This window comes from Pseudomonas sp. A-RE-22, from assembly GCF_019956035.1.
GTDB classification, from domain to species: domain Bacteria; phylum Pseudomonadota; class Gammaproteobacteria; order Pseudomonadales; family Pseudomonadaceae; genus Aquipseudomonas; species Aquipseudomonas brassicacearum.
On record NZ_JAHBCZ010000023.1, the window covers coordinates 1 to 23,699 of the forward strand.

Annotated in this window: 20 protein-coding genes and 1 pseudogene; 14 read left to right on the top strand and 7 right to left on the bottom strand. The window is 63.9% G+C overall.

What is annotated here, in order from left to right; genetic code table 11:
- The 3 genes and pseudogenes from KGA89_RS13475 to trxA all read left to right on the top strand — a co-directional run.
- A partial coding sequence (locus KGA89_RS13475) for a YbaY family lipoprotein (RefSeq protein ID WP_223471823.1) occupies positions 1-386 on the top strand: 386 nt, incomplete at its 5' end.
- A pseudogene (locus KGA89_RS13480) lies at positions 383-1,036 on the top strand (class I SAM-dependent methyltransferase). The gene KGA89_RS13475 and the pseudogene KGA89_RS13480, both read left to right, overlap by 4 nt.
- 171 nt (positions 1,037-1,207) lie before the next feature.
- On the top strand, positions 1,208-2,080 hold the full coding sequence (trxA, locus tag KGA89_RS13485; RefSeq protein ID WP_013694317.1) for a thioredoxin: 873 nt from the start codon (positions 1,208-1,210) through the stop codon (positions 2,078-2,080).
- Here the strand turns inward: trxA and KGA89_RS13490 are convergent.
- Positions 2,077-2,442 (bottom strand): hypothetical protein, encoded by a 366-nt coding sequence (locus KGA89_RS13490; RefSeq protein WP_223471824.1) that lies wholly within the window; start codon positions 2,440-2,442, stop codon positions 2,077-2,079. The genes trxA and KGA89_RS13490 overlap by 4 nt on opposite strands.
- Before the next feature lie 120 nt (positions 2,443-2,562).
- Here KGA89_RS13490 and KGA89_RS13495 point away from each other — a divergent pair, with 120 nt between their 5' ends.
- The 5 genes from KGA89_RS13495 to KGA89_RS13515 all read left to right on the top strand — a co-directional run bounded on the left by KGA89_RS13495 (position 2,563) and on the right by KGA89_RS13515 (position 6,774).
- Positions 2,563-3,147: a DUF2796 domain-containing protein gene (locus KGA89_RS13495; protein WP_223471825.1), complete on the top strand. Its 585-nt coding sequence runs from the start codon at positions 2,563-2,565 to the stop codon at positions 3,145-3,147.
- A 160-nt stretch (positions 3,148-3,307) separates the two neighbouring features.
- Entirely contained in the window at positions 3,308-4,018 is a 711-nt protein-coding gene (locus KGA89_RS13500; RefSeq protein WP_053187667.1) for an ABC transporter ATP-binding protein, read from the top strand.
- A gap of 1 nt (position 4,019) precedes the next feature.
- Positions 4,020-5,285, top strand: a complete 1,266-nt coding sequence (locus KGA89_RS13505) for an ABC transporter permease (RefSeq protein ID WP_223471826.1) — start codon at positions 4,020-4,022, stop codon at positions 5,283-5,285.
- A gap of 11 nt (positions 5,286-5,296) precedes the next feature.
- Positions 5,297-5,815, top strand: a complete 519-nt coding sequence (locus KGA89_RS13510) for a DUF3299 domain-containing protein (protein WP_013694320.1) — start codon at positions 5,297-5,299, stop codon at positions 5,813-5,815.
- Positions 5,816-6,075: 260 nt separating this feature from the next.
- Positions 6,076-6,774 carry an OmpW/AlkL family protein gene (locus KGA89_RS13515; protein WP_223471827.1) on the top strand — a complete coding sequence of 233 codons (699 nt, stop codon included), beginning with the start codon at positions 6,076-6,078 and terminating at the stop codon, positions 6,772-6,774.
- Positions 6,775-6,910: 136 nt separating this feature from the next.
- Here the strand turns inward: KGA89_RS13515 and KGA89_RS13520 are convergent, their stop codons facing one another.
- Together KGA89_RS13520 and KGA89_RS13525 are read right to left on the bottom strand one after the other, a co-directional pair.
- Positions 6,911-7,840 (bottom strand): NAD-dependent epimerase/dehydratase family protein, encoded by a 930-nt coding sequence (locus KGA89_RS13520; protein ID WP_003206051.1) that lies wholly within the window; start codon positions 7,838-7,840, stop codon positions 6,911-6,913.
- Positions 7,833-8,723, bottom strand: coding sequence for a sugar nucleotide-binding protein (locus KGA89_RS13525; protein ID WP_223471828.1), 891 nt, complete (start codon positions 8,721-8,723; stop codon positions 7,833-7,835). The genes KGA89_RS13520 and KGA89_RS13525 overlap by 8 nt, the downstream gene beginning before the upstream one ends.
- Positions 8,724-9,016: 293 nt before the next feature.
- Here KGA89_RS13525 and KGA89_RS13530 point away from each other — a divergent pair, with 293 nt between their 5' ends.
- Complete coding sequence (locus tag KGA89_RS13530) at positions 9,017-13,330, top strand: DEAD/DEAH box helicase (RefSeq protein WP_223471829.1); 4,314 nt, start codon at positions 9,017-9,019, stop codon at positions 13,328-13,330.
- Between the two features lie 117 nt (positions 13,331-13,447).
- On the opposite strand, the gene KGA89_RS13535 is transcribed toward KGA89_RS13530, so the two are convergent.
- The gene (locus tag KGA89_RS13535) at positions 13,448-15,535 is read right to left on the bottom strand and encodes a mechanosensitive ion channel family protein (RefSeq protein ID WP_223471830.1); all 2,088 of its coding nucleotides are present in this window, start codon (positions 15,533-15,535) and stop codon (positions 13,448-13,450) included.
- A 281-nt stretch (positions 15,536-15,816) separates the two neighbouring features.
- On the opposite strand from KGA89_RS13535, the gene KGA89_RS13540 reads away from it, so the two are divergent.
- Genes KGA89_RS13540 through KGA89_RS13555 form a run of 4 tightly spaced genes read left to right on the top strand, consistent with a single transcriptional unit; the run spans position 15,817 to position 19,832 of the window.
- Positions 15,817-16,743, top strand: a complete 927-nt coding sequence (locus KGA89_RS13540) for a DUF72 domain-containing protein (protein ID WP_003206058.1) — start codon at positions 15,817-15,819, stop codon at positions 16,741-16,743.
- Positions 16,740-17,549 carry an endonuclease/exonuclease/phosphatase family protein gene (locus KGA89_RS13545; protein ID WP_223471831.1) on the top strand — a complete coding sequence of 270 codons (810 nt, stop codon included), beginning with the start codon at positions 16,740-16,742 and terminating at the stop codon, positions 17,547-17,549. The genes KGA89_RS13540 and KGA89_RS13545 overlap by 4 nt, the downstream gene beginning before the upstream one ends.
- Complete coding sequence (clsB, locus tag KGA89_RS13550; RefSeq protein ID WP_003206062.1) at positions 17,546-18,844, top strand: cardiolipin synthase ClsB; 1,299 nt, start codon at positions 17,546-17,548, stop codon at positions 18,842-18,844. The genes KGA89_RS13545 and clsB overlap by 4 nt, the downstream gene beginning before the upstream one ends.
- Positions 18,831-19,832: a lysylphosphatidylglycerol synthase domain-containing protein gene (locus KGA89_RS13555; protein ID WP_028237105.1), complete on the top strand. Its 1,002-nt coding sequence runs from the start codon at positions 18,831-18,833 to the stop codon at positions 19,830-19,832. Before clsB ends, KGA89_RS13555 begins: the two co-directional genes overlap by 14 nt.
- 133 nt (positions 19,833-19,965) lie before the next feature.
- On the opposite strand, the gene KGA89_RS13560 is transcribed toward KGA89_RS13555, so the two are convergent.
- The 3 genes from KGA89_RS13560 to KGA89_RS13570 form a co-directional block, all read right to left on the bottom strand.
- Complete coding sequence (locus tag KGA89_RS13560; RefSeq protein WP_003206064.1) at positions 19,966-20,724, bottom strand: alpha/beta hydrolase family protein; 759 nt, start codon at positions 20,722-20,724, stop codon at positions 19,966-19,968.
- Positions 20,714-21,817 (bottom strand): DUF3182 family protein, encoded by a 1,104-nt coding sequence (locus KGA89_RS13565; RefSeq protein WP_223471832.1) that lies wholly within the window; start codon positions 21,815-21,817, stop codon positions 20,714-20,716. Before KGA89_RS13565 ends, KGA89_RS13560 begins: the two co-directional genes overlap by 11 nt.
- Positions 21,818-22,011: 194 nt before the next feature.
- Positions 22,012-23,007 carry a GlxA family transcriptional regulator gene (locus KGA89_RS13570; protein WP_223471833.1) on the bottom strand — a complete coding sequence of 332 codons (996 nt, stop codon included), beginning with the start codon at positions 23,005-23,007 and terminating at the stop codon, positions 22,012-22,014.
- Positions 23,008-23,105: 98 nt separating this feature from the next.
- Between KGA89_RS13570 and KGA89_RS13575 the strand changes: the two genes are divergently transcribed.
- A complete protein-coding gene (locus tag KGA89_RS13575; RefSeq protein ID WP_223471834.1) occupies positions 23,106-23,660 on the top strand; it encodes a cysteine hydrolase family protein in 555 nt (184 codons plus the stop codon).
- The last annotated feature ends 39 nt before the right edge of the window (positions 23,661-23,699 follow it).

Sequence of the window (23,699 nt, forward strand, 5' to 3'; positions counted from 1 at the left end):
CCCCCGCCCCGGCCCCAGCGCCGAAACAGGCCCAGGAAAAAGCCCGCCAGGCGGCCGAACTGGGACCTCTGCCGGCGTATCAGCGCGAATTGAGCGGCACCTTGCAAGGCGTGCCGGCCGGTGCCGAGGTCGAACTGGCGTTGCTGGTGATCGATGACAAGGACCGCCCACAGCAATTGCTCGCCAGCTCCAGTCTGATCGGCACCAACCAGGCCCTGCCCTTTCGCCTGCGTTTCAACCCCGATGCCTTCCCGGTCGGCGCCCGCGTCGAGCTGCGCGGCCGCGCCAGCCAGTCGGGCCAGTTGATCCTGCACTTGCCGGAACAACGCATCGGCCAACCAACCACCCAGGCACTGGGCGCCCTGCAATTCGTCAAAGCGCCATGAGTGCACCGCAGGACCTGCAACGGGCGTTGAGTGAATTGCTCGGCGACGCGCGCCTGGTGGCCTGCCCGCTACCCGGCGCTGACTTGAAGTTGTGGCTGATCGACGGCGACAACATGGATCGCGCCTTCAGCCCGGAAGAAACCCGCCGCATTCTCCACGAGCCGCCCTATTGAAGCTTCTGTTGGGCCAGCGGCCTGGCGATGGCCCGCTACCTGGCCGAACAGCCGCAGTGGGTCGAGGGCAAGCGCATATTGGATTTTGGCGCCGGTTCCGGCGTGGCGGGCATCGCGGCGGTCAAGGCCGGGGCGCTGGAAGTGGTGGCCTGCGACCTCGACCCGCTGGCGATTGCCGCGTGCCAGGCCAATGCCGCACTCAATGGCGTGGAGCTGGATTATTCGACGGATTTCTTCGCCGAGGCTGATCGCTTCGACCTGATCCTGGTCGCCGATGTGCTCTACGACCGGGCCAACCTGCCACTGCTCGATCAATTCCTCAGCCGTGGCCGCGAGGCGTTGGTGGCCGACTCCCGGGTGCGGGATTTCCAGCATCCGCTATACCGACGCATTGACATGTTCCAGGCCATGACCTTGCCGGACCTGGCCGAGCCTGAAGAGTTTCGGCATGTGAGCCTGTACCACGCGCGGCGCTAGCCTTAAAAGCATCGCGAGCAAGCTCGCTCCCACGGGGGTCGCATGAACACTTGGGATCTCTTGCTCGCGAAGGCGTCCTGCCAGACACCACAAGACGAAAGACCTCCCCGCTTTCAGCCACCCCAACCAAGCCGTATAGTTGCCCCATTCAAGCGCTCTACGAGATTGCCCATGACTCAGGAAACGCCCTACATCTTCGACGCCACCACCGCCGATTTCGACCAGTCGGTGATCGCGAACTCTTTCCACAAACCGGTGCTGGTGGACTTCTGGGCCGAATGGTGTGCGCCGTGCAAAGCCCTGATGCCGATGCTGCAAACCATTGCCGAGAGCTATCAGGGCGAACTGCTGCTGGCCAAGGTCAACTGCGACATCGAGCAGGACATTGTCGCCCGCTTCGGTATTCGCAGCCTGCCAACGGTGGTGTTGTTCAAGGACGGCCAACCCGTCGACGGTTTTGCCGGCGCCCAGCCGGAATCGGCGGTGCGGACCATGCTCGAACCCCATGTGCAGATGCCGCCTCCGGCTGCTGCCGACCCATTCGAACAGGCCCAGGCGCTGTTCGACGACGGTCGTTTCGCCGACGCCGAAGCCCTGCTCACGGTATTGCTGGGTGAAGACAACACCAACGCCAAGGCCCTGATCCTGTATGCCCGCTGCCTGACCGAGCGCGGTGAGCTGGACGAAGCGCAGACCGTACTCGACGCGGTGAAAAGCGACGAGCACAAGGCCGCTCTCGCCGGCGCCAAGGCGCAGATCCAGTTCCTCGGCCTGGCCAAGCACCTGCCGGACGCCGCCGACCTCAAGGCGCGCCTGGCGAAAGACCCGCAGGATGATGAAGCGGTGTACCAACTGGCGATCCAGCAACTGGCGCGCCAGCAGTACGAAGCGGCCCTCGATGCACTGCTCAAGCTGTTCATGCGTAACCGCAGCTACAGCGAAGGCTTGCCCCACAAGACCTTGCTGCAAGTGTTCGAACTGCTGGGCAACGATCACCCGCTGGTGACGACTTATCGGCGCAAGCTGTTTGCGGCGTTGTATTAAGCCTCAGCCCCAACCCAGCTATAGAGCGGCGTATCGGCGCCGCTCAGTACCTTGACCTCGGCACAGTGGCGCAAGCGCACCAACAGGCGCTTGCCCGCCGAGGCGCTGCCGGTCAGGCCTTCGAGCTGTTCCAGCAAGTCCGGGCCGCTCAATTGCCCGGCCTTGCGCAGCAGTTCCTTGGCGATCTGCCACTGGGCATCGTCCTGACTCACCGGATTGGCCACCGGTTTGGTCGCCGGTACCGCCACGCCCTCGGACTTGGCCACTTGCAACTGCGCGCCGAGCTGCGCCCAGTCGCCCTCATCCATTTCGATCGACAAGTCCACCGGCCAATCGCCGACGGTTCCGCGTATCCGCAACATCACCGTGCTCCTGAATATTTCATGTTCGCATGCTCCCATGGCCCTTGCGCGACGCCAAGCAGACGGTCAAACTCTCTGCACTTTCGTTATAAGATTACATAACCTTTTCGGAGACTCGTCATGCGTCGTCTGCTTCTCGCTTTGCCGTTCGCCCTGCTGCCATTGGCTGTCGCTCACGCGGCGGTCGAGCATGATCATGACCACGAGCACGGCAGCCTCGGCGCCCATGAACACGGTGTGGGCCGGTTGAACGCCGCCCTGGACGGCCAGACCCTGGAGCTGGAACTGGAAAGCCCGGCGATGAACCTGGTGGGCTTCGAACATGCCTCCACCAGCGATGCCGACAAGGCCAAGGTCGCCGCCGTACGGGCGCAGCTGGACAAGCCGCTGGCGCTGTTCAACCTGCCCGCTGCTGCCAAATGCACCGTGGCCCAGCAGGAACTGGAAAGCCCGCTGTTCGGCGATGAACCGGACCACGAAGACCATGACGACGACGGCGATGGCGACGAGCACCACGGCGAGCACAGTGAGATCCATGCCCACTACCAGTTCACCTGCGCCGCCCCGGGTGCACTGAAGAACCTGGACCTGGCGACCCTGTTCAAAACCTTCCCGGCCACCCAGAAAATTCAGGTACAACTGATCAGCCCGAGCGGCCAGCAAGGCGTGGAAGTGACGGCCAAGGCGCCAGCCCTGAAATTCTGATCCACCGCAAAACCCAATGTGGGAGCAAGCTTGGTGGGAGCAAAGCTTGCTCGCGATAGCGGTCCGACAGTCAACATCCAAGTTGAACGTGATGGCCTCATCGCGAGCAAGCTCAGCTCCCACAGGTGTTCCACAGGTTCCACTATTTGAAGCGGCAAACATGACCCAAGCACTCATCGAACTCTCCGACCTGGGCTTCAGTTGGCCCGGGCATCCGCCGTTGCTGGATATCCCGGCGTTTCGCCTGGAGGCCGGTGAGACGCTGTTTCTAAAGGGCCCGAGCGGCAGTGGCAAGACCACCTTGCTGGGGCTGCTGGGCGGTGTGCAGACGCCGGATCGCGGCAGCATCCGCCTGCTCGGCCAGGAACTCACCGAACTGGGCGCCGGCAGTCGCGACCGCTTTCGCGTCGACCACACCGGCTACATCTTCCAGCAATTCAACCTGCTGCCGTTTCTCTCGGTACGCGAGAACGTCGAGCTGCCCTGTCACTTTTCCAAGCTGCGCGCGCAACGGGCCATCCAGCGCCACGGCAGCGTCGATCAAGCCGCCGCCACGCTGCTGGCCCACCTGGGGCTGACCGATCCAAACCTGCTGGAGCGGCGCGCCGACTCGTTGTCCATCGGCCAGCAACAACGGGTCGCCGCCGCCCGGGCGCTGATCGGCCAACCGGAACTGGTAATCGCTGACGAACCGACCTCAGCCCTGGACTACGACGCCCGGGAAAACTTCCTGCGGCTGTTGTTCGCTGAATGCCGAGAGGCCGGGTCGAGCCTGTTGTTCGTCAGCCACGACCAGAGCCTGGCGCCGCTGTTCGACCGCAACCTGTCGCTGGCCGATCTCAATCGCGCCGCCACGCCACTCGAGGTTTGAGATGTATTTGTTCCGTCTAGCCATGGCCAGCCTGGCAAACCGCCGTTTCACCGCGATCCTCACCGCGTTCGCCATCGCCCTTTCGGTTTGTTTGTTGCTGGCAGTGGAGCGGGTACGTACCGAGGCGCGGGCCAGTTTCGCCAGCACCATCAGTGGCACCGACCTGATCGTCGGCGCCCGCTCCGGCTCCGTGAACCTGCTGCTGTATTCGGTGTTTCGCATCGGCAACGCCACCAACAACATCCGCTGGGACAGCTTCGAACACTTCGCCAGCAACCCGAAAGTGAAGTGGGCGATCCCCATGTCCCTCGGCGATTCCCACCGCGGCTATAGGGTGATGGGCACCACCGAGGCCTACTTCGAGCATTACCAGTACGGCCGCCAGCAGCATCTGGAACTGGCCGACGGCCGGGCTTTCGCAACCGATCCGTTCGAAGTGGTGCTCGGTGCCGAAGTGGCCGAGGCGCTGCACTACAAGCTCGGCGACAAGCTGGTGCTGGCCCACGGCGTGGCGGTGGTCAGCCTGGTCAAGCACGACGACAAGCCCTTCACCGTGGTCGGGATTCTCAAGCGCACCGGCACGCCGGTGGACCGCACGCTGCACATCAGCCTCGGCGGCATGGAGGCGATCCACATCGACTGGAAGAACGGTGTGCCGGCCCAGGGCAATGGCCGCATCAGCGCCGACCAGGCCCGCAACATGGACCTCACGCCCCAGGCGATCACCGCGTTCATGCTCGGCCTCAACAGCAAGATTTCGACCTTTGCCTTGCAGCGCGAAATCAATGAGTTCCGTGGCGAACCGCTGCTGGCCATCCTGCCCGGCGTGGCGCTGCAGGAATTGTGGAGCCTGATGGGCACGGCGGAAAAAGCCTTGTTCGTGATTTCGCTGTTCGTGGTCCTCACCGGGTTGATCGGCATGCTCACGGCGATCCTCACCAGCCTCAACGAGCGTCGTCGGGAAATGGCGATCCTGCGTTCGGTGGGCGCGCGGCCGTGGCACATCGCGACGCTGCTGGTGTTCGAAGCCTTCGCTCTGGCACTGGCCGGGGTGACCGCCGGGCTGGCCTTGCTGTACATCGGCATCGCCGCCGCCCAGGGTTACGTGCAGTCGGCCTACGGCTTGTACCTGCCGCTGAGTTGGCCGAGCGAATATGAATGGACGCTGCTGGCTGGCATCCTGGTCGCTGCCCTGCTGATGGGCAGCGTGCCGGCCTGGCGCGCTTATCGCCAATCGCTGGCCGACGGCCTGTCGATCCGTTTATGAGGACGTTGAAGATGCCCCGCGCCCTGCTTGCGCTGTTGATGATGGTCGCCCTGCCGCTGTGGGCGGCCGAGCCGAGGGACCTGGCCTGGTCGGAAATGATCCCGCCGGACGCGCCGCCAGAAGTGCCAAACATGACCCCGCTGCACGACTTGTCGAAGATGAGCGACGCCCTGGCCGCCGAGTCCGCGCCAGCCGCCAAGCAGGATTTGCCCAACGCCCCGGTGGTCAAGGCCCTCGATGGCCAGCAGATTCGTTTGCCGGGCTACATCGTGCCGCTGGAAGTCAGCGAGGAAGGTCGCACCACGGACTTCTTGCTGGTGCCCTATTTCGGCGCCTGCATCCACGTACCGCCACCGCCGTCCAACCAGATCGTGCATGTGAAAAGTGAAGTCGGGGTCAAGCTCGACGAGTTGTACCAGCCGTACTGGGTCGAAGGGCCGATGCAGGTCAAGCCGTCCACCAGTGAACTGGCCGATGCCGGGTATCAGATGGAGGCCGAGAAGATTTATGTGTATGAGCTGCCGGAGTGAACCCGGTGGTGATGTGTTGTTGATGAGATAGCTATCGCGAGCAGGCTCGCTCCCACAGTTGATCGCGTTTCTTCAGAAAGAATACGGTCGAATAATGTGGGAGCGAGCTTGCTCGCGATGGTTCCCTCAAATTTTCCCATCAGCGCTTTTATTGAGCTGAGTCAATTAAACACCCCCTGACTCATTGAGCTGTGTCAAAAGACCGGAGCAGACGGCTTCGTACCATGGGACATCAAATTTCGATGCCCTCTGGAGCCCTCATGAACAAGTCCTTGCTCTGCGCTTCCCTCGCGGCCCTCGCGCTCGCTGCCCCACTCGCCCAGGCCCACACCGCTGGCGATATTATCGTTCGCGCCGGTGCCATCACCGTCAACCCGGAAGCCGACAGCTCCAGCGTCAAGGTCGACCGTGGCCCGCTGGCCGGCGCCGACCTGGGTGGCAAGGCGACCATGAGCAGCGACACGCAGTTGGGCTTGAACTTCGCCTACATGATCACCAACAACCTGGGCATCGAACTGCTGGCGGCCTCGCCGTTCGAGCACGACGTGAAAATCAAAGGCACCGCCCTGGGCGCGGCCAATGGCAAGCTCGGCACCCTCAAGCACCTGCCGCCGACCTTGAGCCTGGTCTACTACCCGCTCGACGCCAAGTCGGCGTTCCAGCCTTATGTCGGCGCCGGCATCAACTACACCTGGATCTACGACGAACACGTCGGCAGCGAAGCCAGCGCCAACGGCTTCAGCAATTTCCGTGCGAGCAACAGCTGGGGCATGGCGTGGCAAGTGGGCGCGGACTACATGTTGACCGACAACATCATGATCAACGGCCAGATTCGCTACATCGACATCGACACCACCGCGTATGTGGACAACAACGCCGTGGCCGGCGGTACCCGGGCCAAGGTGAATATCGATGTGGACCCGTGGATCTACATGGTGGGGTTGGGCTACAAGTTCTAAGCCGAACCTGAAGGTACGAAAATCCCTGTGGGAGCGAGCTTGCTCGCGATGACGGTGGATCAGCCAGCAATCACGTTGACTGACCCGCCGCTATCGCGAGCAAGCTCGCTCCCACAGTTTTTGGGCGGTGAGAATCTCAGCGTCCCAGCAACCGCGCCAGCCCTACGCTCATCGGGGTTTGCGGGGGGAAGCTGAAGCGCTGCAACAGCCGATGATTGTCGGCCCGCGAATGGCGGATGTCGCCGGAGCGTGCCGGGCCGTAGCTGATCGGAGGCAGGTCGCCCACCACGGCGGCCAGGGCCTGGAGCATCTGCTTGAGGGTCGTGGCCTGGTTCCAGCCGACGTTCACCGCGCCCACTTCCACCTCGGGCTTTTCGATGGCCTGCACCAGCAAATCCACCAGATCTTCGACGTAGACAAAATCCCGAGTCTGCTCGCCATCACCGAACACGGTGATCGGCAGGCCTTTCTGCGCCCGTTCGCTGAAGATGCTGATGACCCCGGAATACGGCGAGGACGGATCCTGGCGCGGGCCGTAGATGTTGAAGAAGCGGAACACTACCGGCTCCAGGTCGTGCTGGCGGCGATAGAAGTCGAAGTAGAACTCGCTGGCCAGTTTGTCCGAGGCATACGGCGTGAGCGGGGCCTTGGGGGTTTCTTCGTCGATGGACTCGCCTTCGCCGTTGTTGCCGTAGACCGCTGCGCTGGAGGCGAACAGCACCCGTTTCACACCGCTCTGGCGCATGGCTTCGCAGACATTCAGGGTGCCGATGAAATTGCTCTGGTGGGTGCGCACGGGGTCGTCCACCGAAGCTTGTACCGAGGCCACCGCCGCCAGGTGCGCCACGGCGCTGCAACCGGCCATGACCCGCGCCACCAGCGCGGCATCGGCGACGTCACCTTCGATCAGTTCGAGCGCCGGGTTGTCCAGCGGCAGGTTGCTGCGCTTGCCGGTGGACAGATCATCGAGGATGCGCACCGAATGTCCCTTGGCGAGCAAGGCGTCGGTCAGGTGCGAACCAATGAAACCCGCGCCGCCGGTGATTAAAACAGGGCCTTCAGCCATGGCGATAAAACCTATCCAGTAAGCTTGGGAGTGCCGCGCGCCAAGCGCGGGGCTTGATCCCGAAAGTGTGCAGAATTTTCTTGCAGGCCAGCACCGCGTGTTGCGGTTCTTCCGCGGCGTCCGGCCGTGCGGCGTGCGCCTGGGGGGTGGGCGACTCGATGGCCAGCGGATGCAGGGCGCGGGCTTCGGTGAGGATCGCCTGGCCCAGCGCCAGCGGCGTAGTCGCCTCGTGGCCGGCGTAATGGTAGGTGCCCCACAGCGGCGCCGCGCAATCGAGTTGCTTGAGCACCGAGATGATCACGCGCGCGGCATCGTCCACTGGCGTCGGGTTACCGCGGCGGTCGTCGGCCAGCAACAGCTCTTCGGGCTGTTCGGCCCGGGCCAGGAAACGCCCGAGGATGCCATCGGCGCTGTCGTCCAGCAGCCAGCCGAACCGCAGCAGCACGTGTTGCGGGCAAGTGGCGCGCACGCTTTGCTCGATCCGCCACAGCGCCTGGCCGCGCACGCCCAGGGGCACGGGCTCGTCTTTCTCGCTGTAGGCCGTGGCGCGGGAGCCATCGAACACGCGATAGCTCGACGGTTGCAGCAAGACGATGTTGTGATGCTGGCACAGCTCGGCCAGGCGCTCGACAGCGCGCTCCTGGCTGGCCAGGCGCTGCTCGCTGACGGCCTCGGCCTCGGCCTGGAACCAGTCGAAGTAGTACGCCAGGTTGATCAAGGCGTCCGGGCGGGTGTCGTCGAGCAGTTGCGTCAGGCTCGCGGCATCCCAACCGTCTTCGGGCGGGCGGGGGGCAAGAAAACCGATGTCTTCTTCTGCACCGAGGCGAATCAGCGCCTGCCCAAGGGCATTTCCGCCGCCCAGTAACATAAGGCGCATTCGCATAAAGTCAGCAGGCCCAGTCTATTGGCACAAGAATTTGGTCGACAACGCCCGCAGGCGTTGTCGGAATCGTTGCATTTTGCGGGTTTAGTGCGCAACCGTCATCCGTAAAGTGCAGATCGCCGGGTTTGGGTGGGACTTGAGGCCGCTATCGCGAGCGAGCTCGCTCCCACAGGGGATCTCAGGTGCTCGTGCTATCCCTGTGGGAGCGAGCTTGCTCGCGATGGCATTCTGGCAGGCAATGAAGGTCTCAAGTGGTACTTGCATCTTGCCCAACCCACCCGCATAACTGCCCCATGAATCTGCCTCTCCCAGCCAACCACGCCATGGCCGGCTTTCACCCCGCCGTTCGCGCCTGGTTCAGCCAGACTTTCCCGGCGGTCACGGCCGCCCAGGCCCGGGCGTGGCCGTTGATCGGCCAGCGTCGTTCGACCCTGGTGGCGGCGCCTACCGGCTCGGGCAAGACCCTGACGGCTTTTCTCGCCGTGCTCGATGACCTGGTGCACCGCGGCCTGGAACAGGGCGGCCTGCCGGACCAGACGCTGGTGGTCTACGTCTCGCCGCTCAAGGCCTTGAGCAACGATATCCAGATCAACCTGCAAAATCCCCTGGCCGGCATCACCGAACAGCTGCGGCAAATGGACCTGCCGCCCCTGCACATCACCACCGCCGTGCGTACCGGCGACACGCCGCAGAAAGAACGCTCGGCGATGCGCAAGACCGCGCCGCACATCCTGGTGACCACTCCCGAATCGCTCTACGTGCTGCTCGGCTCCGACTCCGGCCGACAGATGCTCGCCAGCACCCGCACGGTCATCGTCGACGAAATCCACGCCATCGCCGCCAGCAAGCGCGGCAGCCACCTGGCCTTGAGCCTGGAGCGTCTGCAAGCCCTGTGCGCCGAACCGCTGATGCGCATCGGTCTGTCCGCCACGCAAAAGCCCATCGAAGCGGTGTCACGTTTTCTCGTCGGTGAGGGACGCACCTGTGAAATCGTCGACATCGGCCACGCCCGCCCCCGGGACCTGGACATCGAAGTGCCACCAGTACCGCTGTCGGCGGTGATGGCCAATGACGTATGGGAACTGGTCTACAACCGCCTCGCCGAGCTGGCCGGGGAACACCGCACCACCCTGGTGTTCGTCAATACCCGGCGTTTGGCCGAACGCCTGAGCCGTCATCTGAGCGAGCGCCTGGGCAAGGACGCCGTGGCCGCTCACCACGGCAGCCTGGCGAAGGAGTTTCGCCTCGACGCCGAACAACGCCTCAAACGCGGCGAGCTGAAGGTGCTGATCGCCACCGCGTCCCTGGAGCTGGGCATTGATATCGGCGATGTCGACCTGGTGTGCCAGATCGCCTCGCCCCGCTCGATCTCGGCGTTCCTGCAACGGGTCGGTCGTTCCGGCCACCAGGTCGGCGGCACACCCAAGGGGCGCCTGTTCGCCACCACCCGCGACGACTTGATCGAGTGCGCCGCCCTGCTCGACTGCGTACGCCGTGGCGAACTCGACATCCTGCACATCCCCAAGGCGCCGCTGGATGTACTGGCCCAGCAGATCGTCGCCGAAGTCAGTTGCCAGGAATGGTCGGAGCAAGCACTGCTGGAAACCTTGCGTCGTGCCTCGCCCTACGCCGGGCTGGACGAAGGGCATTACCAGGCGCTGTTGCAGATGCTCGCCGAAGGTCTCAATGGCCGCCAGGGCGTGCGCAGCGCCTACCTGCACCGCGATGCCGTGACCCGGACCTTGCGCGGGCGCCGCGGCAGCAAGCTCACGGCGGTGACCAGCGGCGGCACCATTCCGGACAATGCCGACTACGCCGTGCTGCTCGAACCCCAGGGCTTGAACATCGGCAGCGTCAACGAAGACTTCGCGGTGGAGAGCATTGCCGGCGACGTGTTCCAGTTGGGCAATACGTCGTATCGCATCATTCGCGTCGAGACCGGCCGCGTGCGGGTCGAGGACGCCCAGGGACAGCCGCCGACCATCCCGTTCTGGCTCGGCGAAGCGCCGGGGCGCAGCGCCGAACTGTCCCTGGCCGTGGCGCGCCTGCAAGCCCAGCTCGATCAACTGCTCGGCGCCACGCCGGGCAACCTGCAACCGGCCCTCGATTGGCTCACCGGCACCCTGCAACTGAACCTGGCCAGCGCTGAACAACTGGTGGATTACCTGGCCCCGGCGCGCCTGGCCTTCGGCGCCCTGCCGTCCCAGGACACGCTGCTGATGGAGCGGTTTTTCGACGAGTCCGGCGGCACGCAACTGATCATCCACACGCCCTTCGGCAGCCGTATCAACCGCGCCTGGGGCCTGGCCTTGCGCAAGCGTTTCTGCCGCACCTTCAACTTCGAATTGCAGGCCGCGGCCAGTGAAGACGCCATCGTGCTCTCGCTGTCCACCAGCCACAGCTTCGAACTGGACGAAGTGTGGCGCTACCTCAACAGCCACAGCGCCGAGCAGATCCTGGTCCAGGCGGTACTGGATGCGCCGCTGTTCGGCGTGCGCTGGCGCTGGAACGCTGGCGTGGCCCTGGCCTTGCCGCGTTACGCCGGCGGACGCAAAGTCGCCCCGCAGATCCAGCGGATGAAAAGCGAAGACCTGATCGCCAGCGTGTTTCCGGACCAGATCGCCTGCCTGGAAAACCTGGCCGGCGAGCGTGAGATCCCCGACCATCCGCTGGTGGAACAGACCCTCGACGATTGCCTGCACGAAGCCATGGACAGCGAAGGCTGGCTGACGCTGTTGCGGCGCATGGAAGCGGGCGAGATTCGCCTGATCAGCCGCGATCTGCCGGCGCCCTCGCCGCTGGCGGCAGAAATCCTCAGCGCCCGCCCCTACACCTTTCTCGACGACGCGCCGCTGGAAGAACGGCGCACCCAAGCGGTGATCAATCGGCGCTGGAGCGATCCACAGGCCACCGATGAGCTTGGCGCACTGGACGCCGAAGCCATTCAGTCGGTCCGCGATGAAGCCTGGCCGACGCCGGCCAATCTCGATGAGATGCATGAAGCCTTGATGAGCCTGGCCTGCATCGCCGACAGCGAAGCCGACGCCCACGCGCCGTGGCTGGATTGGTTGCAGGCATTGGCCGCCAGTGGTCGCGCCAGTCACCTGCAGATCAGTGCCGAGCGGGGTCTGTGGGTGCCGCTGGAGCGCCTGACCTGCCTGCAAGCCGTTTATCCACAGGCCCGCTGGCAACCGCCGCTGACGCCCCTGGCCGGTTTCGATGAAACCTGGGACAGCGACGAAGCCCTGGTGGAAGTGCTCCGCGCCCGGCTCAGTGCCTTTGGCCCGCTGCCGTTGAAGGCCATCGCCTACCCGCTGGGATTGTCGACCCCGCAGGTCACCCAGGCCCTGGCGCAGCTTGAACAACAAGGCTATGTACTGCGCGGGCGGTTCACGCCGGGCACCGGCCAGGAGGAATGGTGCGAGCGGCATTTGCTGGCGCGGATCCATCGCTACACGGTCAAGCGTCTGCGCCGGGAAATCGAGCCGGTGATGTTGCAGGACTTCATGCGCTTTCTGTTCGACTGGCAACACCTGTCATCGTCCACCCAGGGCCGGGGCAATGCCGTGCTGCCGTCGATACTCGGCCAGTTCGAAGGCTTCCCGGCCGCTGCGTCAGCCTGGGACAGCGACCTGTTGCCGGCGCGGATCAAGGACTACTCGCCCAGTTGGCTCGATGAGTTGTGCCGCAGTGGCAAGTGGGTATGGACGCGCCTGAGTGCGCGCCAGAAGCCTTCCGCCAGTGCTCTGCGCAGCACGCCGGTGGTGCTGCTGCCGCGCAACCAGGTGGCGTTGTGGAGCAGCCTGGCCGGGCAAACGGCCCTGGACGAGTTGTCGCCCAAGACGCAAAAAGTCCATCAGGCCCTGAGCGAACACGGCGCGCTGTTTTTCGATGAACTGGCCCACGAAGCCCACCTGCTGCGCAGCGAACTGGAAATCGCCTTGCAGGAACTGGTGGGCGCCGGGTTGGTGAATGCCGACAGCTTCGCCGGCCTGCGCGCGCTGATCACCCCGGCCAGTAAACGCCAGGCCCGCAGCAGCCGGCGCGGGCGCGGAGCGTTTGTCGGTGGTATGGACGACGCCGGGCGCTGGGCCTTGTTGCGCCGCAGCCAACCGGCGCCCGTGGAAGGCAACCGCCCCGCGCCCACACCGCCCGACACCCTGGAACACATCGCCATGACCCTGCTGCGCCGTTACGGCGTGGTGTTCTGGCGCTTGCTGGAGCGGGAGGCGGATTGGCTGCCAAGTTGGCGCGAGCTGCTGCGCACCTTTCATCGCCTGGAGGCGCGGGGCGAGATTCGCGGCGGGCGTTTTGTCAGTGGGCTGGCGGGCGAACAATTCGCCCTGCCCGAAGCCATCCCGCTGCTGCGCGAAACCCGCCGCCGCCCCACCGATGGCAGCCTGGTGGCGGTGTGCGGCGTCGACCCGCTGAACCTGGCGGGCACCTTGCTGCCGGGGGCGAAAGTGCCGGCACTGGCGAGTAATCGGCTGGTGTATCGCGATGGTTTGCCGGTGGCGGCGCAGATTGCCGGCAAGCAGCATCTATGGGTGGAGTTGGATGCTCAAGGGATGGCAGAAATTCGCACCAAGCTGATTCAACACCTTTAGCCAGACACATGATCGTTCCCACGCTCTGCGTGGGAATGCAGCCAGGGACGCTCCGCGTCCCCAAGAAGCCGAACGCGGAGCGTCCGCAGAGGTATTCCACACAGAGCGTGGGAACGATCAATGCGCTTGATCAGGCAACTCTTCCCCTGCCTTCGGCTCCTCGACCAACCGCTTGGGCAACACCGCCTGCTGTGGATAAGTCTGCGCGAAGTGCACCGCCGGGTGGTTATCCACAAGCTTCTTCAACTGCTGGTTGAACGCCCGGCTCACCGCATATTGCCCGCCGGATACGGTGCGGAACTGCGCCGTGAGCACCACGCCGTTGAGATCCATCTTGTCCACGCCAAACACATCCAGCGGCCCTTGCAGGTTGAATTTCAGGAACGGGTCTTCGGCGATCGAACGTCCGGCCTCGCGAATCAGCTCGATGGCCTGGTCGACATCGGTGTCGTAAGTGAACTGCACGGAGAAGAACGCAAAGGCGAATTGCCGGGACTGGTTGGTCACGGCCTTGATCTGGCCGAACGGCACCGAATGCACGAAGCCCTTGCCGTCACGCAGGCGCAGGGTGCGGATGGTCAGGCCTTCGACGGTGCCGGCGTGGCCGGAACTGAGCACCACCCAGTCGCCGATGGACAGCGTGTCTTCAATGATGATGAACAGCCCGGTGATCACATCCTGCACCAGTTGCTGGGAACCGAAACCGATCGCCAGCCCCACCACCCCGGCACCGGCCAGCAACGGTGCGACGTTGATGCCCAGGTTGGCCATGGTGGTGATTGCGCAAATCACCACCAGGATGATTTTCGCGGCGTTGCGCAACAGCGGCAGGATGGTTTTGACCCGGGTGCTGGGCTGACGGGCCCCGCGCTTGTTCAGCGGCGGTTTCAGGGCTTCCTGGATCGCCGTGTCGAGCACCACCCACGTGAGCCAGGTCATCAGGAAGATCAGGCCGATGCGGCTCAAGGAATCACTGATCGCCCGGCCTATGGCATTGCGCGAGGCGAACTCGAACAGGGAAATCCCCCAGATCCGTCCGAGGACCTCAATGAATACCACCGCCATGACGATGCGCAGCAACGCGTGCAGCAGGCTCAACAGGCGGCCCTTGTAGGCGCTGTCGCGCTGGATGGCCTCGGCCTTGGGCGACTTGAAGACATGCTGGAACACGGTGCTGAGGAACACCGTGGCGATCAGCAGGATGGTGGTGAACAACGCACAGCGCAGGGCTTTCTGGTTGTCCTCGCCGACACCGATCAGGCTCACCGCCGACACCAGCACCATCAACAGGATCGGCCAATACCAGAGCCCGGAGAAAATCCGCAGCGACTCCTGCAAGGCCGGTTGCTTCAAGCGCTGGGCCAGCGGGCGGTTGCGGATCAGGTGCGCCACGGGCCGGCGCATGCGAATCACCAGCCAGCCAAAGATTACCGACGCAAACAGGCCGGTGAACACCGCGATGCTGCTGGTGATGTTGCCACCCAGTTGTCGGGCGATCTGCGGGCTGGTCAGGGCATCGCTGAGGGCGGCGAGAAAACCGATCATGAACAATGGCCGGGGGCTGAAGCGCCGGATCATCGCCACCGCCCGGCGTTTGTGGCCGGCGTTGAACATCACGATCACGCACAGCAACACCGAGGTGGAGAAAATGCCGCTGCTGGTGGCATAGGCGAAGCACAGCGCCAGGGCGCGACCGACCGAGACCTGCAGGAAGTGGCTGACGTACAGGGTCAGCGGCAGGCAGATCAACGCCGCAGCGGTATACGGCAGCAGATAACCGAGCAGGTCGCGCACGCGCTGGTGGGTGCGCAGCCAGCGGCGCCGGCCCAGATGGCGCAGCAGCAGCCGCGCCCCCGACCAGATCAGTGCAAAAGCGCCGATCCAGACGCTCGACAACAACAGGAAATCCCCCGCCACGCGCCAGGACGAACGGGACGTCTGGTCCACCAGCCGGTCCACCTCATCCGCCGCCCGGTCCGCCCGCAGGCGCCAGGCATCCACCAGGCTCTGGTTGAGATCGAGCTTGTCCTGGACGTCATCGATGCTCGAACTGATGGCCCCCAATAAACCGCCCTGCACCAGCGGCGCGGGTTCGGCGGGCGTTTCACTGGGCTGGGAGGTGCCAGGGACAGCGGCGGTCCCGTAGGCGCTGGTGCCGGTCATCGCCAGCAGGAACAGCAGCAATACAGTGCTCAATCGAGACAAAACGCGAGGCTCCTTCACACGGGATCGGTAAGGAACTGATCAACAACGGGCGGGCAAGTTCATCGCTCATTATTCCCACGCTCCGCGTGGGAATACCTCTACGGACGCTCTGCGTTCGGCTCTGGAAGGGACGCGGAGCGTCCCGGGCTGCATTCCCACGCAGAGCATGGGAACGATCAGAGCATCACTTCACCGCTGGGCACCCCATCGAAACTTTCCGGGCCGCGCGACAGTCATCACAAAACACAGGCAGTACGAGGTCATTGGCACGGGAGGGATACATGACGGCGATCCACATTGGTATTTCCGGCTGGCGCTACACGCCTTGGCGGGGGGATTTCTACCCCAAGGGGCTGACCCAGAAACGGGAATTGCAATTCGCCTCGCGAGCGGTCAACAGCATCGAAATCAATGGATCGTTCTACGCCCTGCAACGCCCCGAACGGTATGCCCAGTGGTACGCCGAGACACCGCCCGGCTTCGTGTTCAGCGTCAAGGCCCCGCGTTTCATCACCCACATCAAGCGCCTGCGGGACATCCGCAAGCCCCTGGCCAACTTCTTCGCCTCCGGCGTGCTGGAGCTCAAGGAGAAGCTGGGCGCGATCCTCTGGCAGTTTCCGCCCAGCTTCAAATTCGACCCCGAGCTGTTCGAAGACTTCCTCAAGCAACTGCCCCACGACACTGAAGGCGCCGCCGCCCTGGCCCGCGAGCACGAGCCGCGCCTGGACGGCCACGCCAGTACCACGACCGACAAAAAACGCCCACTGCGCCACGCCGTGGAAATCCGTCATGACAGCTTTATCGACCCGCACTTCGTCACGCTGCTCAAGCGCTACGACGTGGCCCTGGTCATCGCCGACACCGCCGGCAAATGGCCCTATCGCGAAGACGTCACCAGCGATTTCGTCTACCTGCGCCTGCACGGTGCCGAGGAACTGTACGCCAGCGGCTATACCGACGAGGCGTTGAAGCGCTGGGGCGACCGGATCGAGGCCTGGAGCCACGGCAAGCAACCCGCCGACGCCCACCTGATCGATCCCGACAAGAAGCCCCGGGCCCGCAAAAGCCGGGAAGTGTTCTGCTATTTCGACAACGACATCAAAGTCCGCGCGCCCTATGACGCACGCCACTTGCTGGAACACTTCCATCTGGACAAGGACCTCGCCACCGCGCCCGGCGAACGCCCGGCCGAAGGGGTGTTGCCATGAACAGCACGGAAACCAGCGAAGCGACCCACGAGCCGACCCAGCAACAGGCCCAGGATCTCGACCGGGTCAGCCGTTTCACCGTGCTGACGGTCAACACCCACAAGGGCTTCACCGCCCTGAACCGGCGCTTCATCCTGCCGGAACTGCGCGAAGCGGTGCGCAGCGTGTCCGCCGATGTGGTGTTCTTGCAGGAAGTCCACGGCACCCACGAACACCATCCCCAGCGCTACAGCAACTGGCCGAGCATGCCGCAGTACGAGTTTCTGGCCGACAGCCTCTGGCCGCAGTTCGCCTACGGGCGCAACGCGGTGTACCCGGCGGGTGACCACGGCAACGCGCTGTTGTCGAAATTCCAGATCATCCGCCACGACAACCTGGACGTATCCATCAGCGGCCATGAGAACCGCGGCATGCTCCACAGCGTGCTGCGCCTGCCGGGCGATGGACCGCAAGTGCATGCCATTTGCGTGCACCTGGGGCTGCGCGAAGGTCATCGTGTCGAGCAACTCAAGCTGCTTTGCCAGCGCTTGAGCGAACTGCCGCCCGACGCGCCAGTGATTGTCGCTGGCGACTTCAACGACTGGCGCGGCAAGGCCAGTGAACTGCTCGAACCCTGCGGCCTGCGGGAAGTGTTCGCCGAACAGTGGGGCAAACCGGCCCGCAGCTTTCCGGCGCGCCTGCCGATCCTGCGCCTGGACCGCATCTACGTGCGCAATCTCAAGGCCCATCATCCCAAGGTGTTGAACGTACGACCCTGGTCGCACCTTTCCGACCACGCACCGCTGTCGGTGGAGATCGAATTATGAGCGCGACGATGAACAAGGCGACAGTTGAGCAGGTCGAGGCGCCACCCACCGAGCGCAACCCGGCGCTGACGGATATCGAATACGGCTGGCACGGCAACAATCGCGTCACGCTGCTGGAAAACGGTGAAGAGTATTTCCCCAGGGTCTTCGAAGCGATTCGCCGGGCCGAGACAGAAATCCTCCTGGAGACCTTCATCCTGTTCGAGGACAAGGTCGGCAATGAACTACGGGACCTGTTGGTCGAAGCCGCCGCGCGTGGCGTGCGCATTACCGTCAGCCTCGATGGCTTCGGCTGCGGTGAGCTGACCACCGGTTTCCTGGCATCGCTGAGCGATGCCGGGGTGCGCTTGCAGATGTTCGACCCGGCGCCCCGGCGTCTGGGGATCCGCACCAACTGGTTCCGCCGCCTGCACCGCAAGATCGTGGTGGTGGACGGGGTGATTGCGTTTATTGGCGGGATCAACTTTTCCGCCGACCACCTGGGCGATTTCGGCGCCGAGGCCAAGCAGGACTATTCCGTGGAGGTCAAAGGCCCGGCGGTGGTGGATATCCACCACTTCGCGCTGTTGCAGAGTGGCCGGCCCGCCCGGGCCAAATACTGGTGGCAACGCCGCCGTAGCCGCCGCAACGAGCTGGCGTTCAGCGACCACGACGGCCAGGTGCGCCTGGTCTACCGGGATAATCACGAACACCAGACCGACATCGAAGAGGTCTACCTGCATGTGCTGCGCAGCGCCCAGCGGCGGGTGGTGATCGCCAATGCCTATTTCTTCCCTGGCTACCGGTTGCTGCGCGAGATCCGCAACGCGGCACGGCGCGGCGTGGAAGTACGGCTGATCTTGCAGGGCCAGCCAGACATGATGATCGCCAAGCTCGCCGCACGCATGCTCTACAGCTACCTGCTCAAGGCCGGCGTGGTGATCTACGAATATTGCGAGCGACCGCTGCACGGCAAGGTCGCCCTGGTGGATGAGGACTGGAGCACGGTGGGTTCGAGCAACCTCGACCCACTGAGCCTGTCCCTGAACCTGGAAGCCAATGTGCTGATCCGCGACCGGGCGTTCAACCGCGAGCTGTTCGAGCGCCTCGATTACCTGAGCCGCAACCATTGCACCGCGATGCCCAAGGACCACGCCCCCCGGGGTCTGTTGTGGCGCATGACCATCGGTTTCATGGTGTTCCACTTTTTGCGCCATTTCCCGGCCTGGGCCGGCTGGCTGCCGGCCCATAAACCGCGTCTGAAACCATTTTCGCCGCCGACGGCGGTCCGGAGCGAACCCCATGAACCACTCTGAAGCGCACGCCGCGCCGAGAGATGCCCATGCGCCGGAACAGTCCAAGTCCAAATCCCGCTGGAGCCGCTGGAAAAGACCGCTGACCCTGGCGTTTTTCCTGCTGTTGATCGTACTGTTCACCACCTTGGCCCGACGCATCGACTGGTCGGAAGTGTTCGCCACCCTGGCGGACTTCAAGGTGCGCACCTTGATCATCGCCGCCGCGCTGACCGTCACCAGCTTCATCACCTATGCGTGTTTCGACCTGATCGGTCGCACCTACATCCGCCAGAAACTGGGTTGGCGGCAGATCTTGCCAGTGGGGGTGATCAGTTACGCGTTCAACCTCAACCTCAGCGCCTGGGTCGGTGGCATCGCCATGCGTTATCGGCTGTATTCGCGGCTGGGGGTCAGCACCGGGAACATCGCCAAGATTCTCGGCCTGAGCCTGGCCACCAACTGGTTCGGCTACATGACCCTGGCCGGTGTGGTGTTCAGCAGCGGCCTGGTGACCATGCCGCCAGGCTGGAAACTCAGCAGCGATGCGCTGCAAGGTGTCGGCGCGTTGTTGTTGCTGGTGAGTGCCGGTTACCTGGTGGCCTGCCGGTTTTCCAAGCGCCGGGCGTGGACCGTTCGCGGCATGGAAATCAACCTGCCATCGCTGCGCATGGCGGTGCTGCAACTGGCGTTGGGCGCGCTGAACTGGTCGTTGATGGCGGCGGTGATCTTCACGTTGCTGCCCAGCAAACTGGATTATCCGGTGGTGCTCGGGGTGTTGCTGATCAGCAGCATTGCCGGGGTCATCACCCACATTCCGGCCGGGCTTGGGGTGCTGGAGGCGGTGTTCGTTGCGCTGCTGCAACATGAAGTGTCGCGGGGCAGCCTGTTGGCGGGGCTGATCGCTTACCGGGCGATCTACTTCATCCTGCCGTTGCTGATTACCGTGGTGATGTACCTGGTGATCGAGGCGAAGGCCAAGGCGTTGCGGGTCAAGCCTGGGCTCAAGTGATGGGGTGCCTGGCCTGGCCCTATCGCGAGCAAGCTCGCTCCCACAGGGATGACTGGGACATAAGTTCGGGTTCACACAGATCCATTGTGGGAGCGAGCTTGCTCGCGATGAGGCCCGCCTGAACACCACGTATCTACCGCTCCTGGATAATGCTCAACCGCTCTCCCACCACCATTTCCGTGATCCAGTCCACCAGGATCGAGGTGTAGGCCTGCTGTGACACGGGGTCGCTCAAGGCATGGTCGGCGCCGTCGATGATCCGGTGGGTCAACGAGTGGGTCTGCTGACACGCCGCCCGGTAGCTCATGATGGTGGCATGGGGCACGTAGGCATCGGTCTCGGACTCCACCAGCAACACGTCGCCGGTGAACTGCGAACACGCATGCAAGGCGCGATTGGTTCCGGCGTGCACCAGCGTGCTGCGGTAATCCAGCAGGTCGGTCTTGTCCAGGTCGCGCTTGGGCGTGTGCCATTGCTCATCGCGGTACAGCGCCGGCACCCGCAGGGCCAGCCAGCGTACCGGACGCAACGACGTCAGGATCGAAGCCAGGTAGCCGCCATAACTGGTGCCCACCACGGCAATCGCCGAGGTATCCAAGGCCGGGTGCGCGAGCAGTCGGTCGTATGCCGCCAACAGGTCGCGCAGGTTGTCCTCGCGGGTGACCCGTGCCAAGGGGATCCCCGCCCCGCCGGTATGCCCACGCAAGTCGAAGGTCAGGCACACGCAGCCCAGGCCGGCGATGCCTTTGGCCCGTTCCAGGTCCCGCTCCTGGCTACCGCCCCAACCGTGCACGAACAACACGCCTGGGACCTTCGACTTGGGACTCAGGAATGTCCCGTTCATGCGTTCATCGTCAATCTCGATCTGAATGGTTTCACTTCTAGCCGTCATAGGATTGAACCGTTACGTATTTGAGAAGGAAGTCGCCGTTGTGCGCCGCGCCACGATAGACCTCCCTCGCGCCGGGCGGCAGCGGTTGCTCGGTGTAGGTCTCCACCGAGGACACCCGCACCGCGCTGGTTTGCGGCGCTTCGACGAACACTTGCAACGCCGCCAGTTCGGCGCTGCTGGCGCCGCCCATGCGCCATGACTGTTCCAATACACCGCCACGCGGCTGGCCGGCGGCATCCAGGCCCTGGGCAATGTCGTAATTGCGCCGCGATGCAAAAAAGCTCGGGTAGGCCTGGTTGGCGGCGTCATCGAACACTTGCGCCAGCCGCACCGCCTCGCGCACATCGTCGGGCAGTTCGAGCCTGAGCAACTCGATATAGCCGCCCTGCACCACCAGCAGGTCCGACCCGCCGTACACCTCCACCCCTTCGCTGTCGTGGGTCAGGTGTTGCACGCCGCAATAACTCAGGACCTTGCCGTTGATGAAGCTCTGGCCGACGCTCTGGGTCTTGACCTCGTTGAGGTGCTGCTCCAGCACCACCCCATCGCGAAACAGCGCCTGGGCGTCAGGCTCGGCGACAATTTCATCGAACTGCGCCAGGCTCCTGATCAGCCGTTGCCCACGTCCGGCACAGGCATGGATCGGCTTGAGGCGAATCGGCCCGATGTACAGCAAGTGCTCGGCGGCGGGGCGCGCATCCTTGAGCGAAAAGACCGTCACGCCATCGAGCACCGCGCCTCGCGTGAGCTTGGCAAACAGCGGCGACCAGCCTTTGGGCGCCACGGCGTCCTTATTCAACAGACCATGGGTAATCGCCTTGGTGCAGATAAAATCATGCTCGACATACCCGCCCCACACATCCTCCGGCCCCTTGACCCCCAGGCGCATCAAGGTTTCGGTGCCGATCAGGGTTTGCGTGGGCAACAGATAAAGATCATGTCCGGCCTGAGGGTCGTGACTGTCGCCGTATTCCCATCCCAGGATCTGTGCCAGCCACCGGGCCAGTGCACGATTGGTCTCGACTTCATGGCGCGGCGCTTGTGGATTGACCGAATAGGCCACTACCCGCTTGTTGCGATTGACTGGTGTCATGCGTTGCCCTTTTTCCTGCGCTCGATGGCTTTGGATAAGGGAAGGTGCAGAGATCAGGCCAACGGTGGCATAGGCCATGACGGTCAGCCAAGCGGGCGTATTGTGCGCAGTTGATAGCACCGGGCCTGTTTCATTCTGCACGACCCATGGCAGGCATCCCGCAAATTGCACGATGCCAGGCTGCAGGCACAGCGTCAGCCTTTGGGAACGCTCGGCGGACTTACCCCAAACCGCGCCCGGTAATCACTCGGCGCCAACCCGGTGATTTTCTTGAACGTCGCGCGAAAGGCGCTCGGGTCCTGGTAACCGACGGTCCAGGCAATGTGGTCGATGGTGCCATTGGTGAACTCCAGCATCTCCCGGGCCTTGCCGACGCGCAGGTGCTGACAGTATTCAGTGGGTTTGAGCCCGGTGGCGGCGCGAAACCGGCGCAGGAATGTGCGCTCTTCCAGCCCGGCGCGTTCGGCCATTGCACTGAGGGAAACCTCCACCGCGCCGCTGCTTTGCAACCAATGCTGGACCTTGAGAATCGCCGGGTCGCCATGGCCGAGGATGGGCGCAAAATTACTGCCACACTGGCTCGCGCTGTCGCTGTGCTCAATCACCAGAAATTGCGCCGTGCGCGTGGCGATGCTGGGCCCGAGCAGGCGGTCCACCAGGCGTAGCCCCAGTTCCGACCAAGCCATCAGCCCGGCGGTGGTGATCAGGTCGCCGTCGTCGACGATAGGTTTGTCGGCGTTGAGCTTGATCTTCGGGTAACGCGCGGCAAAGGTCTTGGCCGAAGTCCAGTGGGTGGTGGCGCTGCGCCCGTCGAGCAGGCCGCTTTCGGCCAGCAGGATCGAGCCCACGCAAACCCCGCCCAGCACCGTGCCGTCGGCATGCCGCGCCCGCAGCCAATCCATCAGAGCCTGAGAGACCAAGCCGTCACTGAAACCGGCAAGGGACGGTGGAATCAACAACGCCACCAGCTTGCCCACCGGGCCGGTTTCGCTGTCGAACACCCGCAGCGGAGCCCCGCCCTCCTCCGTCTGCCAGTGACTCACCCGCAGCTTTGGCAACTGCACGCTGGCATGCTCGGCCGCGATCCGCTGCGCCACGGCGAACAGATCGGTCAAGCCATGCACCGCCGCCAATTGCGCACCGGGATAGATGAGCACCCCGAGCTCGGCGACTGCCCTTTGCTGCGTCATTGTCAGTTTTCCCCCGCTTATTGTCGTTGCGGCCAATCCTCGAAGCGGCGGCAAAAGCCAATACTGGCTTCACACCCAATCTGATCGAGGAAGCCCTCATGTCCAAACAAGCGCTCATCGTAGTCGATATCCAGAACGACTACTTCCCCCAGGGCAAATGGCCGTTGGTCGGCGCCCAAGCCGCTGCCGATAACGCCGCACGCTTGATCGAAGCCTTTCGCCAGGCGGGCGACAGCGTGGTGCATATCCGCCACGAATTCACCTCCGACGACGCCCCCTTCTTCACCCCAGGCTCCGAAGGCGCACAGTTGCACCCCAAGGTGCTCAACCGCGCCGACGAACCGGTAGTGCTCAAGCACTTCGTCAATTCGTTTCGCGAAACCGAACTGCAAGCCATCCTCGACCAGCACGGCATCGAACAACTGGTGGTGGTCGGCAGCATGAGCCACATGTGCGTCGACGGTGTGGTGCGGGCGGCGGCGGACCTGGGCTACGGCGTCACGGTGATCCATGATGCCTGCGCGACCCTCGACCTGGAATTCAACGGCGTCGTCGTGCCGGCTGCCCAGGTGCATGCCGCGTTCATGGCGGCACTGGGGTTTGCCTATGCGAGTGTGGTGAGCACCGAGCAATTCCTGGCGGCCAGTCGCTAAATACACGGCACATCTAAAAAAAACGCAAAAAAAACCGCG